Origin of the sequence: Streptomyces sp. NBC_00386 (genome assembly GCF_036063235.1) — a bacterium.
Classification (GTDB): Bacteria; Actinomycetota; Actinomycetes; order Streptomycetales; family Streptomycetaceae; genus Streptomyces.
Genome location: NZ_CP107950.1, coordinates 7,268,054 through 7,282,082, shown reverse-complemented (window position 1 = coordinate 7,282,082; position 14,029 = coordinate 7,268,054). Strand labels below are relative to the sequence as shown.

Here is a 14,029-nt window from a genome sequence, read left to right as displayed (position 1 = left end):
CGGCCCGCCTGTCCGCCCCAGGTCCCGGGTGTCAGACCAGCGGCCGGAACTGGGTGAACTCGTCGTAGACGCTCAGCACCTGGGCGACCGTCTCGTCCTCGGTCGGCCACGTGGCGGCCTGCCGGGCGCCCTTCTCCCGCAGCGCCTCCCGGCGCGCCGGATCGGCGAGCAGTCGCAGGACGGCGTCGGCGAGCGCCTTCGCGTTGCCGTACGGGACGAGTTCGGCCGCGTTGCCGACCGTCTCGGGGATGCCGCCGACCGCTGTCGCGACGAGCGGAACGCGCGCGTGAAGGGCCTCCTGCGCCAGCACCGAGCGCGACTCCCATCGGCTGGGCAGCAGGACGAGGTCGGCGGCCGCCAACAGTTCCGTGACGTCCTCGCGCCGCCCGATGAGCCGGACCGGCAGTTCCTCGTCCTCGATCCGGCGCTGGAGAACGGCGCGCAGCGGCCCCTCCCCCGCGATCACCAGCAGCGGCACGGGATCGAGGCGGCACCAGGCGCGCGAGGCGTCCAGGAGGGTGTGGTAGCCGCGGTACCGGTCGAGCGAGCCGACCGCGATGAGCAACGGGCGGTCGGTCGCGCCGAGTTCGGCCCGCGCCTTGTGCCTGAACCGGTCGGGTTCCACCGGCTCGACGGGCAGGCGCGGCGCCGGGAGCGCGACGGCGGCGAGCCGCGCGTCCCGCGCTCCCCTCCGGCGGGCCCGGTCCACCAGGTCCGACGAGGTCCCGAGCACCACGGCAGCGGCTCTGGCGGCCCTGCGTTCGAGGAGCCGCAGGACATGGGCCCGGGCGCCGTCCGCCTCCGAGCGGGTGTGCCAGGTGACGACGAGGGGAACGCGTCGCCCGCTGAGTGCCAGCACGGCCCTCAGCGCCGCGTGGATCCCGTGCGCGTGCACGAGATCGGCGTCCGCGCAGGCCGCCCGCAGCGCGGACACCGAGGCGGGGTCGCTGCTGCGGGGCACGGGAACGTGGTGCGCGCCGACCCCGGTGAACCCGTACACGCGGTCCGCCTCGGCGGGAGCGCAGACGGTGACCCTGACCCCTCGGGCGACCAGACCCGCGGCCAGCGACCGTACGTGCGCGCTGCTGCCCGCGCTTCCGCCGCCGAGCACCTGCACGGTGCGCAGCGGCGACTGGCCGTGCGCTGAGTGGCTGCTCACGTGGCTCACGCGGCCGGGGCTCCTGGTTCGGCGTCGGACGGTCACGAGGAAACGTACAGAAGGTCGTGCGGAGGAGGGGATACCGCACGTCGTGCACCGCGTACTACGCCAAGGATGCCAGGCCTCCCGGGCGTTCCGGCACCGCCATCACGACGAGGGCACGTCAGGCGGGGCAACCCAGCGACGACGATCACCCGCACGAGTGATGAATAGTCCATTCCGGGGAGGACCGAACCACAAGACCGAATAAGCCCCCTGGCCCCGCGGGTCACCCCGGCCTCCGGAAGGCGCCGGGCGCATCACGCGTCACCTCGGCACCGAAGACGCCCTCGCGCGCCGCACCGACGGCGGAGGTGCACCCGCGCACCGCACGGCGCACCCAAGCCCCCGCACTCCCCAACCCACCCGACAATGCAGCCCCGGCCGGCGAAATTTCAGCCCCTCCGGCGTTTGAGGAGCGGGGTCCGGGGCGGAGCCCCAGGTACGGGACGGGTAGGGGCGGAGGGGGCGAAAAGAGCAGGTCAGACGGCCACGAAGCCCGGGCGGACCCGCCCAGCCAGGGCAGGACTGCCCCACCCGGCCGGGTGAGTCGCGCCCCCACCGAGGAGGGCAGGACTGCCGCTAGGCGTCCGCGCGGGCCGCCGCCAGGAGTTCCTCCGCGTGCGCCCGGGCCGTCTCGGAGTCCTCCTGGCCGGCCAGCATCCGGGACAGCTCGCGGATCCGCTCCTCGCCCTCCAGCACCTTCACGCCGGACCGGGTCACCGACCCGTCGTTGGTCTTCTCGACCAGGAGCTGCCGGTCGGCGAAGGCGGCCACCTGCGGCAGGTGCGTCACGACGACGACCTGCGCGCTCTTGGCGAGCCGTGCCAGCCGGCGCCCGATCTCGACCGCGGCCTTGCCGCCGACGCCCGCGTCGACCTCGTCGAAGAGGTACGTCGGCACGGGGTCGGTCCCGGCGAACACGACCTCCACCGCGAGCATGACCCGCGAGAGCTCACCGCCCGACGCCCCCTTGGCGATGGGCCTCGGCGGCGCCCCGGGATGCGGGGCGAGCAGGAGTTCCACCTCGTCGACACCGGCCGGACCGTAGGCCACCGGGCGTCCGCCGACCTCCACCCCCTCCGGGTCGTCCGTCTGCCGGAGCTCGAAGGACACGCGCGCGTGCGGCATCGCGAGCGAGGCCAGCTCGGCGGTGACGGCGGCGGCGAACCGTTCGGCGGCCTCCGCGCGGGCGTCCGTCAGCGCCTGGGCCAGGCCGCCCAGTTCGCCGCGCAGCGCGTCCCGCTCGGCGGTCAGCTCGCCGAGCCGGTCGTCGTCGCCGTCGAGTTCGGTGAGCCGCTCGGAACTCCGCTCGGCCCAGGCGATCACGGCGTCGATGTCCTGGCCGTACTTGCGGGTCAGCTGGGTGAGCGCGGCCCTGCGCTCCTCGACGGCCGCCAGCCGCAGCGGGTCGGCGTCGAGGTCGTCGGCGTAACCCGCGAGTTCGCCCGCGACGTCGCCGAGCAGGATGGCGATCTCCCCGATGCGCCCGGACAGCGTGGCGAGGGCCGAGTCGTGCGACCGTACGGCCTCGAGTGCCCGGTGGGCGCCCGCGACGAGCGTGGCCGCGTCGATTCCCTCCGGGTCCTCGGGGTTGCCCGCCAGCGCGGCGTGCGCGGCGGTGGCGGCCGATGCCAACGCCTCCGCGTGCCCGAGCCGTTCCGCCTCCGCCGCCAGCTCCGCGTCCTCGCCGGCGCGCGGCTCGACGGCCGCGATCTCGTCGAGTCCGAAGCGCAGCATGTCGGCTTCCTGGGCCCGTTCCCGCGCACGCGTCGTGATCTCGTCCAGCTCGGCCGAGACGGCCCGCAGCCGGCGATAGGCACCCGCGTACTTGGCGAGCGGCACGGCGACCGCGTCACCCGCGTACCGGTCCAGGGCCTGCCGCTGCCGGGACAGCTTGAGCAGCCCCTGCTGATCGGTCTGGCCGTGCACCGCGACGAGTTCGTCGGCGAGTTCGGCGAGCACGCCCACCGGAACCGAGCGTCCGCCCAGATGCGCGCGTGAACGCCCCTCGGCCGAAACGGTACGGCTGATCAGCAGCATGCCCTCGTCGAGCTCGGCACCCGCTTCCTCGGCCCGTACGACGGCCGTCCCGCCCGCGGGTACGCTGATCCGCCCCTCCACGACCGCGCTCTTGGCGCCGATCCGCACGAGGGCCGGGTCCGCACGCCCGCCCAGCAGCAGCCCGAGGCTGGTGACCACCATCGTCTTGCCCGCACCGGTCTCACCGGTCACGGCGGTGAAGCCGGGTGACAACTCGACGACCGCGTCGTCGATGACTCCGAGCGACCGTATCCGCATCTCCTCCAACACGCCCCCGACCATACGAGGTTTTCCCGGCGCCGTGCGACGCCGCCCCCCGCAAAGAGAACCGAGCGTTACCTTCCGGGGCTGATCTCGTTCGCCGACGGCCCTCGCGGAGGCGGCCCGGCACCCGGGCGGAACCGGGTGCCGGGGGTGTCGCTGCGGCTAGTGCGGTGCTCCGCGCCACCCGGACACGGGCAGTGCGAACTTGGCGACGAGGCGGTCGGTGAAGGACGCGTGGTGCAGCCGGGCGAGCCGCACGGGCACGGCCCCACGCCGCACCTCGACCCGCGCGCCCGGCGGCAGCTCCACGGTCCGCCGTCCGTCGCACCACAGGACGCCCGGCGGAACGTGCGGCAGCACCTCCACGGCGAGCACCGAGTCCGGTGAGGTCACCAGCGGCTTGGCGAACAGGGCGTGCGCGCTGATCGGCACCATCAGCAGGGCCTCGACCTCGGGCCAGACCACGGGCCCGCCCGCGGAGAAGGCGTACGCGGTCGACCCGGTCGGGGTCGCGCAGACGATCCCGTCGCAGCCGAACCCGGTGACGGGCCGCCCGTCGATCTCCAGCACCACTTCGAGGAGCTTCTCGGCGGACACCTTCTGCACGGCCGCCTCGTTCAGCGCCCAGTCGGTGTGCACGATGTCGCCGTTGCGGTGCACGACCACGTCGACGGTCATGCGTTCCTCGACCTCGTAGGCCCTGGTGACGACCCGGTCGACGACCTTGTCCAGATCGTCTCGCTCGGCCTCGGCGAGGAAGCCGACCCGCCCGAGGTTCACGCCGAGCATCGGCACCCCGGAGGCGCGGGCGAACTCGGCGCCGCGCAGCAGCGTGCCGTCACCGCCGAGGACGATGAGCAGCTCGCAGCCGTCGAGGCACTGCGGAGTGGCCTCCTGGACCAGCTCCACCTCGGCCGGCAGCGGCAGATCGGCCGCCTCGGCCGCGAGGACCCGTACGCCGATCCCGGAACGCAGCAGCCCCTGGACGACCAGCTCGGCGCTGCGGATGGCTGCCGGCCGCCCGGTGTGGGCCAGCAGGAAAACAGTACGAGCTCGGGTCTGTGTCAACGCGGCCCCTCCGCCACTGCACGGTCAACGTCGGCCGGGTCTAGTTCGGGTGCCCCGGCACTCAGCCACAGAAAGTACTCGACGTTGCCCGACGGTCCGGGCAACGGGCTCGCTGTCACGCCCTTCACTCCGAGCCCCAGTTCGTAGGCTCGCCCCGCCACACCGCGCACGGTCTCGGCGCGCAGCTCCGGACTGCGCACGACACCGCCGCTGCCCAGCCGGTCCTTCCCCACCTCGAACTGTGGCTTGACCATCATCACCAGGTCGGCATCCGGCGCCGTGCACCGCGCGAGGGCGGGCAGCACCAGTCCGAGCGGGATGAAGGACAGATCCCCGACAACAAGGTCCACGGACTCCCCATCGATCGCCTCCAACGTCAACTCGCGTACGTTCGTACGGTCCTTGACGGTGACGCGTTCATCGCTCTGGAGAGACCACGCGAGTTGTCCGTAACCCACGTCCACGGCGACGACATGGGCGGCGCCCGCGCGCAGCAGTACGTCGGTGAAGCCTCCGGTGGACGCGCCGGCGTCCAGTGCCCGCCGACCCGCGACCTTCAGGCCCTGCGGCCCGAAGACGGCGAGCGCGCCGGCGAGCTTGTGTCCGCCGCGCGAGACGTAGTCGGGGTCGTTGTCGTCCTTGCTGACCACGATCGCCGCGGCGGTCTCGACCTGCGTGGCGGGCTTGGTCGCGAGGGTCTTGCCCACGCTGACCCGGCCCGCGGCGATCAGCTGTCCGGCGTGCTCGCGCGAGCGGGCGAGCTTCCTGCGGACCAGCTCGGCGTCGAGGCGGCGGCGTGCCACTCCTGCCACGTTCGGTTCAGCTCCTGCGGTCGTACGGCGATGGAAAGGTTCGCCCGGGACGTTCCCCGGGTGTCCCGAAGGATCTCATTGCGGGGCGGCGGCCGGGCGGCCGGCGGGAGCCGGGGCTCCCGGGCGGACGTCGAGCGCGGTGAGCGCGTCGCGCAGCCCCCGGTGCACATCCTCGTACACCTCGAGGTGTCCGTCCGTGGCGAGGTGGTCGGCGTCGGCGAGGCGGTCGAGCCGGGCGTCGACGTCGGCGTGGCCCGTCGGGACACGCGGGATGTTCAGCGGGGCCGGTGCGGCGGGGTCGTACGCGGGTTCCGGTTCCGCCTGCGCGGCCGGGCCGGGCTCCTGCTCGGCCATGGCCTCGGGAGGCTCGCCCTCGGGGACTGAGTCGTTCATGCCCCGACGCTACCGCGAAGGGCTGCGGTACCGTCGATCGCGATGGCGACGACAGAGGAGTGCCGCACCGCACTCGACAAGCTTTCGGACAACATGGCGGGCGCCGACGGGGACGTACGCGCCGCGGCGGCACTGGACCGCTCGCTGAGCTGCCGTATCACCGACCTGGACATCACCTTCGTCGGCCGTCTCAGGGGCGGCCGGATCGAGGTCCTCGACACGCTCCAGGGCCCGCCTCCCGAGCGGGCCCAGATCCGGCTGACCATGAACGGCGACGACCTGGTGTCGATGGTGAACGGCGAGCTGAACTTCGCGAAGGCCTGGGGCTCGGGCCGGGTGAAGCTGGAGGCGGGCCTGCGCGACCTGTTCCGGCTCAGGACCCTTCTTTAGCGGACGCGGCGGCGGGGACCCTGGCCTTGCGAGCCGCGGGCACCACGAGCGGTGTCCCGGTCTCGGGGTCGTCGATGATCTGGCAGCGCAGCCCGAAGACCTCCTCGACCAGCTCGGCCGTGACGATGTCGTTGGGGGCGCCCTCGGCGATGACCTCGCCGCCGCGCAGGGCGATCAGGTGGGTGGCGTACCGGGCCGCGTGGTTGAGGTCGTGCAGCACGGCGACCAGGGTGCGGCCCTGGGTCTCGTGGAGCTCGGCGCACAGGTCGAGGACGTCGATCTGGTGCTGGATGTCGAGATAGGTCGTCGGCTCGTCCAGCAGGAGCAGCGGGGTCTGCTGCGCGAGCGCCATCGCGATCCACACGCGCTGACGCTGGCCGCCCGACAATTCGTCGACGTAGCGGTCGGCGAGCTCGGCGACCCCGGTCGAGGCCATCGACTCCTGCACCACGCGCTCGTCCTCCGCGGACCATTGGCGCAGCAGGCCCTGGTGGGGGTAGCGGCCCCGGCCGACGAGGTCGCCGACCGTGATCCCGTCCGGTGCGATCGACGACTGGGGCAGCAGCCCGAGGGTGCGCGCCACCTTCTTCGCGGGCATCGACTGGATCGCCTGTCCGTCGAGCAGCACCCGCCCGGCCGAGGGCTTCAGCATGCGCGAGAGGGCACGCAGCAGCGTGGACTTGCCGCAGGCGTTCGGGCCGACGATCACAGTGAAGGAGTTGTCGGGAATCTCCACCGACAGCTTCTCCGCGATGACGCGCTGGTCGTAGCCGAGGGTGACGTTGTCGGCGGACAGGCGGTTCACAGTGCTCCTTGGGGTGTTCTCGTGCGCCTGGTCGTTCGCCCGCGCCGCGTTCTTCGGTTCCCGCACGGCCGGGCCCGCCTGGCCGCTCACAGCCGGGTCCGCCGGGCCGCTCATATCCGGCCCGACTTGCGCTCGGTGACCAGCAGCCACAGCAGGTAGACACCGCCGAGGACGCCGGTCACGACGCCGACCGGCAGCTGATCGGCGCCGAAGGCGCGCTGCGAGGCCCAGTCCGCGACGATGAGCAGGGTCGCGCCCATGCACATCGACGGCATGAGGTTCGGTCCGGGCGACCGGGTGAGCCGCCGGGCGAGCTGCGGCGCGGTGAGCGCCACGAAACCGACGGGGCCCGCGGCGGCGGTGGCACCCGCGGTGAGCAGCACGGCGGCCACCATCAGCAGCAGCCGCGTCCGCTCGACGCTCACTCCGAGGGCGTACGACACGTCGTCGCCCATCTCCATCATCCGCAGCCCGCGCGCGTTGCCGAGGACGAGGGGGACGAGGACGGCGCACAGGATGAGCAGCGGCCAGACCTGGGCCCAGTCCCGGCCGTTGAGGGAGCCGGTCATCCAGACGACGGCGCGGGCCGCGTCGACGAGGTCGGCCTTGGTGAGGAGGTAGCCGTTGACCGCCGTGACGATCGCGGAGACGCCGATGCCGACGAGGACCAGGCGGTAGCCGTGCACGCCCCGCTTCCACGCGAGCAGGTAGATGGCGAATCCGGTCAGGAGTCCGCCGACGAGCGCCCCGAGGGCGACCTCGGTCGCGCTGCCCGAGTACAGCACGATCATGATGAGCGCGCCGGCGGTGGAACCCTGTCCGAGTCCGAGCACGTCGGGGCTGCCCAGCGGATTGCGGGAGACGGACTGGAAGATCGCTCCGGCCAGCCCGAGCGAGGCCCCCACCAGCAGCCCGACGAGAACGCGCGGCAGCCGCAGGTCGTTGACGATGAACTCCTGGCTGGGGCTGCCGTCGCCGGCCAGGGTCTTGAGCACGTCGCCGGCCGGGATCGGGAAGTCGCCGGTGCCGATGAGGACCACGCTCGCCGCGGCCGCTGCCACCAGCAGCAGGACGACCACGAGGAACGTGCGGACGTCGAGGCGGACGGACAGTCCGCCGCCGGTACGGACGGCCCGGACACGGCGCCCGGGAAGTGCCGGGACACGCCGGTCGCGTGCGGTTCGGATGCTTCGGACACGTGGGGTCGTCACAGCTGCGCCGTCCTCCGTCGCCGTACGAGAAAGATGAAGACCGGACCGCCCAGCACCGCGGTGACGATGCCGACCTGGAGCTCCGCCGGCCGGGCGACCATCCGCCCCAGGACATCGGCGCCGAGCAGCAGCACGGGCGACAGGACGGTGGCGTACGGCAGGATCCAGCGCAGGTCGGGCCCGGTGAAGGAGCGGACGGCGTGCGGGACCATGAGCCCGACGAACACGATCGGTCCGCAGGCGGCGGTCGCGGCGCCGCAGAGCACGGTCGCGGCGGCCATCGACAGCGCGCGGGTGCGGTTCAGGTTGGCGCCGAGCGCCCGGGCGGTGTCGTCACCCATGGCCACCGCGTTCAACGGCCGGGCCAGAGCCAGCGCGAGGAGCGTGCCGACGGCGAGGAAGGGGGCCACCTGCTCGATCGTCGAGTCGGTCGCCGAGGCGAGCGAACCGACGGTCCAGAAGCGCATCTTGCCGAGCGCCGCGTCATCCATGATCATCACGGCCTGGAGATAGCCGTACAACGCGGCGCTGATCGCGGTTCCGGCGAGCGCGAGCCGTACCGGGGTCGCGCCCCGGCTTCCGCCCAGGAACCAGACCAGCGCTCCGACCGCGGCCGCGCCGAGGAAGGCGAACCAGACGTAGCCGCTCAGCGAGGTGACGCCGAAATAGGTGATCGCGGTGACGACGGCGGCGGACGCGCCCGCGTTGATCCCGAGCAGACCGGGGTCGGCCAGCGGATTGCGGGTGAGCGCCTGGAGGACGGCACCGGACAGCCCGAGCGCGGCGCCGGCCAACAGCCCGAGCACGGTGCGCGAGATCCGGTCGCCGACCACGACATCGGCGTATGTCCCCGAGTCGTGGAACAGGCCGTGCCACACCTGGTCCAGCGGCAGCGCTTTCGCGCCGATCGCGATACTCGCCAGCGCGACCAGCAGCAGGACGCCCACGGAGAGGAGGAGCCCAAAGGCTCGTATCGCCCGGCGGGTTGGGGGCGCGGGGGCGGTTTCCGCGCGCTGTTCAGGAGGACTGTCGACCAACACGAGGTTAGGTTAGCCTACCCTCGCGTCGGTGTTTCGGGGCGCCCGCGCACCGGCCTCGCGCCGAGACCCAGGTCAGCCACCCCACCGACCCCGCCCACGAGCAAGCACCGGCCCCCTTGCCCTTCCCAGGCACCTGGAGTGCACAGGGACCGGGACAGGGACCGTTCCTGCGCGCTCCAGGTCCGATCCCGGTCCCGGTCCGGTCGGACAAGCCCTAGAGGCCCAGCCGAGCCAGCGCCTTCCCCCCGTCCAGCTCGCACGCGCTCTCGCCCGCGGCCGTCCACGCCGCCGCGCACAGGGCCCGCAGTCCGTCGAGGGCCTCGCCCTCGCCCGTCAGCTCGAGTTCCTGGCCGCCCGCCGTCGCCGTCCAGCCACCACAGCGGAACCCGTCGCCGGCCTCGACGACCTCGGGCTGCCCGGTGAGCATCCCGCGCAGATCGGCGTCGACATAGGTGGGCCGGTGCTGCGGAGGCGCGGCGAGGAGCTGCGCCCCGTCCGTCACACCGGTGAGGACGAGCAGCGAGTCCACCTCTCCGTTGAACGCGCCCTCGATGTCCGTGTCCAGCCGGTCCCCGACCACCAGCGGCCGCTCGGCCCCGGTCCGCAGAATCGTCTCGCGGTGCATCGGGGGCAGCGGCTTGCCCGCCACCTGCGGCTCGGCACCCGTGGCGATGCGGACGACCTCCACCGCCGCGCCGTTCCCGGGCGCGATCCCGCGCGCGCCCGGAATCGTCAGATCCGTGTTGGAGGCGAACCACGGAACCCCGCGTGCGATGGCGTAGCACGCCTCCGCGAAGCGGGACCAGGTCAGATCGGGACCGCCGTACCCCTGGACGACCGCCACAGGCTCGTCCTCCGCCGAGTCGACCGGCTCCAGCCCGCGCTCGCGAAGCGCGACCCGCAGACCCTCGCCGCCGATGACGAGCACCCGCGCCCCCACCGGCACCTGCTCGCTGATGAGCCGGGCCACGGCCTGCGCCGAGGTGATGACGTCCGAGGCCACCGTCGGTATGCCCAGCTCCGTGAGGTGCCCGGCGACCGCGTCGGGGGTACGCAGCGCGTTGTTGGTGACGTACGCGAGGTGCATGCCGCCCGCGCGCGCCGTCGCCAGCGAATCGACGGCGTGGGCGATGGCGTCACCGCCCGCGTACACCACCCCGTCCAGGTCCAGCAGCGCCGTGTCGTACGCCTCGCTCAGGGCCTGCCCACTGCCCTCGGGCCGCGTCCTGACGGTCTGGCTCATTGCGCATCGCTCCTCGTTCGATCCCGTTGCCCCGATCATCGCGCATGCCACTGACACACTTACGATGCCCCAATGAACTATGCAGGTCCCGAGGAGGAAACACCGGCTGGGAGCGGCCTCGAACTCACCCCGTTCCGAGGCCTGCGCTACGACCCCGACCGGGTCGGCAGCCTGGCCGCCGTGACGTCCCCGCCGTACGACGTGATCGTCCGGCCCGACGGACTGCTCGAACTCGAGTCGGCCGACCCGTACAACATCGTCCGGCTGATCCTCCCGCAGGACGGCACCCCCGCCGCCCGCAACCAACAGGCCGCCGAAACGCTGCGCCGCTGGCTGTCGGAGGGCATCCTGGCCGCCGATCCCGAGCCGGGCCTGTACGTGTACGAGCAGCGCGACGGAGACCTGCTGCAGCGGGGCGTGATCGGCAATCTGCGTCTGTCCGATCCGGCCGACGGTGTCGTGCTCCCGCACGAGGACGTGATGCCCCACGTCATCGCGGACCGCGCGGCCCTGATGCGCGCCACGTCCGCCAACCTCGAACCCCTGCTGCTGACCTATCGCGGCAACGGTTCCGGATACGGCACCGCCGCCGTCATCGAACGCACCGCGGCCCTGCCGCCGCTGCTGTCCACCACCACGGAGGACGGCATCAGCCACCGCCTGTGGGCGGTCACGGACCCGGCGGAGCTCACGGAGATCCGCACGGACCTCGGCCGGCACCAGGCCCTGATCGCCGACGGTCACCACCGGTGGGCGACCTATCTGCGTCTACGCGCGGAGCACCCTTCCCCGAGCCCCTGGGACTACGGTCTGGTCCTCCTGGTGGACACGGCGCGTTACCCACTGCGCGTCCGGGCCATCCACCGTCTGCTGCACCGCCTGCCGGTCGCCGAGGCGCTGGCCGCCCTCGGGGACTCCTTCCGCGTACGCCACCTCGACGTGCCCCTCGCCGAGGCGCTGGAGGCCCTTGCCTCGGCGGCCTCCGCGGGGAACGCGTTCCTCCTCGCCGGCGACGGCTCCTTCCACCTCGTCGACCGCCCGTCGCCGGACCTCCTCGCCCGTACGATCCCGGCCGAGCACCCGGAGGCCTGGCGCTCACTGGACGCCACGGTCCTGCACGCCACGCTCCTGGACCATGTGTGGGGCATCCCGGAGGACTCTCCCGCACACATCGCGTACATCCACGACACGACCGCCACGGTCGAGAAGGCGGAACGTGACGGAGGCACGGCCGTCCTGATGCACCCGGTCCACGAGGACGTCGTACGCGATCTGGCGCGCCAGGGGGTCACGATGCCGCGCAAGTCGACCTCGTTCGGGCCGAAGCCGGCGTCCGGGCTGGTCCTGCGGGCGCTCGCTCCCTGAAGGCGCGGTCCCCAAAAACGCCACGTGGGCGGCGGCACACCTTCCGGTGTGCCGCCGCCCACGTGTTTGCGCCGTGGTGTCCGGCGTCAGCTCTGCGGACGGTGCGGAGCGTCGTCCTCGTCGTCCTCGTCGGCGTCGAGGTCGTCGACATCGTCCGTGATCTCGTCCGTGGTCACGGACTCGATCTCGTCCTCGTCCTCGTCGTCCTCGTCGTCTTCGTCGTCGTCCGCGTCCTGGTGCTCGGCCTCGGCCTCGACGCGGATCTCCGTCGCGGTCACGGTGGTGTCCCCGTTCCCGGCTTCCTCGTCGTCCTCGACGAGAACGTCGACGAACTCGACGCCGTCCAGCTCGGCGAGCCGGTCGGAGGCGTCCGTGCTGCCGTCCTTGTCGGACTCGACGGTCTTGGCGAACCACTCGCGTGCCTCGCCCTCACGTCCGGCGGCGAGGAGCGCGTCGGCGTAGGCGTACCGCAGCCGCGCGGTCCAGGGCTGGACGGAGTTCGAGGCGAGCTCGGGGCTCTGCAGGGTGACGATGGCCGCGTCGAGCTGGTCCATGTCACGCCGGGCACCGGCGGCCACGAGCCGCATCTCGACCTGGCTCGCCTTGTCCAGCTTCTGCACCTCGGGCGCCCCGGCCATCTCCAGCGCCTTCTCGGGCCGGCCGAGGCCACGCTCGCAGTCCGCCATGACGGGCCACAGCTCCACGCTGCCGGTCATCCGGCGCGCGGCGCGGAACTCCGCGAGCGCCTCGCTGAACTTCTGGTTCGCGTACGCGGCGAAACCGGCCGCCTCGCGCACGGCCGCGACACGCGAGGCCAGCCGCAGGGCGATCCTCGAGTACGCGTAGGCGCCCTCGGGGTCCTCGTCGATGAGCCGGGCGACCATCACCAGGTTGCGGGCGACGTCCTCGGCGAGCCCCTTGGGCAGGCTCAGGAGCTCCTGGCGCACATCCTTGTCGATCTCCTCGCCCGTGACGTCGTCCGGGATGGGCAGCCGCTTGATCGGCTCACGGTCCCGCTCCCGCTCGTCGCGGTAACGGCCACCACCGCGCCGGTCGTCGCCACCGCGGTCGTCGCGACCGCGGAAGCCACCGGGGCGCCCGCCCCGGTCGTCGTGGCGCGGTCCACCACGGCCGCGGTCGTCACGTCCCCGGTCGTCACGGTCACGGAAGCCACCGCCACGGTTGTCGTCACGGCGGAAGCCACCGCGGTCGTCATCACGACGCGGACTGCTGGGCCGCTCGTCACGACGGAAACCGCCACGGTCGTCATCACGGCGCGGACTGCTGGGCCGCTCGTCGCGACGGAAGTCCCCACGAGTGTCACGGTCATCGCGGCGGAAGGGCGGACGGTCGCCACCGGCACTGCCGCCGCGGTCGTCACGGCGGAAGCCGCCACCACTGCCACCGCCACGGTTGTCGTCACGGCGGAAGCCACCGCGGTCGTCATCACGGCGCGGACTGCTGGGCCGCTCGTCGCGACGGAAACCGCCACGGTCGCCGCCGCCACTGCCACCGCGGTTGTCGTCGCGGCGGAAGGACGGACGGTCGCTGTCCCTGCGCTCGTCGCGGCGGAAGTCGCCGCCACCACGGTTGTCGTCACGACGGAAACCACCGCGGTCGTCATCACGGCGCGGACTGCTGGGCCGCTCGTCACGACGGAAGCCACCGCGGTCACCGCCACCGCTGCCGCTGCCACCGCGGTCGTCGCGGCGGAAGCCGCCACCACTGCCACCGCCACGGTTGTCGTCACGGCGGAAGGGCGGACGGTCGCCGCCACCGCTGCCGCCACGGTCGTCGCGACGGAAACCGCCACCACTGCCACCGCCACGGTTGTCGTCACGGCGGAAGGGCGGACGGTCGCCGCCACCGCTGCCGCCACGGTCGTCGCGACGGAAACCGCCACCACTGCCACCACCGCGGTTGTCGTCACGGCGGAAACCTCCACGGTCACCGCCACCGCTGCCGCTGCCACCGCGGTCGTCGCGGCGGAAGCCGCCACCACTGCCACCACCGCGGTTGTCGTCACGGCGGAAGGGCGGACGGTCGCCGCCACCGCCACCGCCACGGTCGTCACGGCGGAAACCGCCACCACTGCCACCACTGCCGCTGCCACCACGGTCGTCGCGACGGAAACCGCCGCGGTCGTCATCACGACGCGGGCTGCTGGGCCGATCGTCGCGGTTGAAGGCCGGACGGT

12 protein-coding genes and 1 pseudogene are annotated in these 14,029 nt (G+C 72.9%); 2 read left to right on the top strand and 11 right to left on the bottom strand.

The annotated features are described in order from the left end of the window. Nucleotides 1-31: 31 nt before the first annotated feature. The 5 genes from OG780_RS31970 to OG780_RS31950 form a co-directional block, all read right to left on the bottom strand. Complete coding sequence (locus OG780_RS31970) at nt 32-1,168, bottom strand: glycosyltransferase family 4 protein (protein WP_328454025.1); 1,137 nt, start codon at nt 1,166-1,168, stop codon at nt 32-34. Between the two features lie 612 nt (nt 1,169-1,780). Further along, nucleotides 1,781-3,523 (bottom strand): DNA repair protein RecN, encoded by a 1,743-nt coding sequence (gene recN, locus OG780_RS31965; RefSeq protein WP_328454023.1) that lies wholly within the window; start codon nt 3,521-3,523, stop codon nt 1,781-1,783. Nucleotides 3,524-3,667: 144 nt separating this feature from the next. Then, nucleotides 3,668-4,573: an NAD kinase gene (locus OG780_RS31960; RefSeq protein WP_326788629.1), complete on the bottom strand. Its 906-nt coding sequence runs from the start codon at nt 4,571-4,573 to the stop codon at nt 3,668-3,670. Continuing rightward, nucleotides 4,570-5,385, bottom strand: a complete 816-nt coding sequence (locus tag OG780_RS31955; RefSeq protein ID WP_328454020.1) for a TlyA family RNA methyltransferase — start codon at nt 5,383-5,385, stop codon at nt 4,570-4,572. Before OG780_RS31955 ends, OG780_RS31960 begins: the two co-directional genes overlap by 4 nt. Nucleotides 5,386-5,460: 75 nt before the next feature. Further along, a complete protein-coding gene (locus tag OG780_RS31950) occupies nt 5,461-5,778 on the bottom strand; it encodes a hypothetical protein (RefSeq protein WP_328454018.1) in 318 nt (105 codons plus the stop codon). Nucleotides 5,779-5,820: 42 nt separating this feature from the next. Here OG780_RS31950 and OG780_RS31945 point away from each other — a divergent pair, with 42 nt between their 5' ends. Further along, a complete protein-coding gene (locus OG780_RS31945) occupies nt 5,821-6,168 on the top strand; it encodes an SCP2 sterol-binding domain-containing protein (protein WP_326788626.1) in 348 nt (115 codons plus the stop codon). Here the strand turns inward: OG780_RS31945 and OG780_RS31940 are convergent. The 4 genes from OG780_RS31940 to OG780_RS31925 form a co-directional block, all read right to left on the bottom strand. Next, complete coding sequence (locus OG780_RS31940) at nt 6,152-7,087, bottom strand: ABC transporter ATP-binding protein (protein WP_328454015.1); 936 nt, start codon at nt 7,085-7,087, stop codon at nt 6,152-6,154. The genes OG780_RS31945 and OG780_RS31940 overlap by 17 nt on opposite strands. Next, complete coding sequence (locus OG780_RS31935; RefSeq protein ID WP_328458539.1) at nt 7,084-8,160, bottom strand: FecCD family ABC transporter permease; 1,077 nt, start codon at nt 8,158-8,160, stop codon at nt 7,084-7,086. Before OG780_RS31935 ends, OG780_RS31940 begins: the two co-directional genes overlap by 4 nt. Before the next feature lie 20 nt (nt 8,161-8,180). Continuing rightward, nucleotides 8,181-9,224, bottom strand: coding sequence for a FecCD family ABC transporter permease (locus OG780_RS31930; RefSeq protein ID WP_328454013.1), 1,044 nt, complete (start codon nt 9,222-9,224; stop codon nt 8,181-8,183). Between the two features lie 214 nt (nt 9,225-9,438). After that, nucleotides 9,439-10,467, bottom strand: coding sequence for an HAD hydrolase-like protein (locus OG780_RS31925; RefSeq protein ID WP_328454011.1), 1,029 nt, complete (start codon nt 10,465-10,467; stop codon nt 9,439-9,441). Nucleotides 10,468-10,539: 72 nt separating this feature from the next. Here OG780_RS31925 and OG780_RS31920 point away from each other — a divergent pair, with 72 nt between their 5' ends. Next, nucleotides 10,540-11,832, top strand: coding sequence for a DUF1015 domain-containing protein (locus tag OG780_RS31920; RefSeq protein WP_328454009.1), 1,293 nt, complete (start codon nt 10,540-10,542; stop codon nt 11,830-11,832). A gap of 86 nt (nt 11,833-11,918) precedes the next feature. Here the strand turns inward: OG780_RS31920 and OG780_RS31915 are convergent, their stop codons facing one another. Both OG780_RS31915 and OG780_RS44710 read right to left on the bottom strand, forming a co-directional pair. Then, nucleotides 11,919-12,779: a hypothetical protein gene (locus OG780_RS31915; protein ID WP_328458537.1), complete on the bottom strand. Its 861-nt coding sequence runs from the start codon at nt 12,777-12,779 to the stop codon at nt 11,919-11,921. Nucleotides 12,780-13,424: 645 nt separating this feature from the next. Further along, nucleotides 13,425-13,961: pseudogene (locus OG780_RS44710) on the bottom strand (hypothetical protein); the annotation flags it as partial. Nucleotides 13,962-14,029 lie beyond the last annotated feature (68 nt).

Bases quoted from the DNA above. Each gene is read 5' to 3' on its own strand.
- OG780_RS31945 (WP_326788626.1), top strand. From the start codon at position 5,821: ATGGCGACGACAGAGGAGTGCCGCACCGCACTCGACAAGCTTTCGGAC.
- OG780_RS31950 (WP_328454018.1), bottom strand. From the start codon at position 5,778: ATGAACGACTCAGTCCCCGAGGGCGAGCCTCCCGAGGCCATGGCCGAG.
- OG780_RS31940 (WP_328454015.1), bottom strand. From the start codon at position 7,087: ATGAGCGGCCCGGCGGACCCGGCTGTGAGCGGCCAGGCGGGCCCGGCC.
- OG780_RS31925 (WP_328454011.1), bottom strand. From the start codon at position 10,467: ATGAGCCAGACCGTCAGGACGCGGCCCGAGGGCAGTGGGCAGGCCCTG.
- OG780_RS31920 (WP_328454009.1), top strand. From the start codon at position 10,540: ATGAACTATGCAGGTCCCGAGGAGGAAACACCGGCTGGGAGCGGCCTC.
- recN (WP_328454023.1), bottom strand. From the start codon at position 3,523: ATGGTCGGGGGCGTGTTGGAGGAGATGCGGATACGGTCGCTCGGAGTC.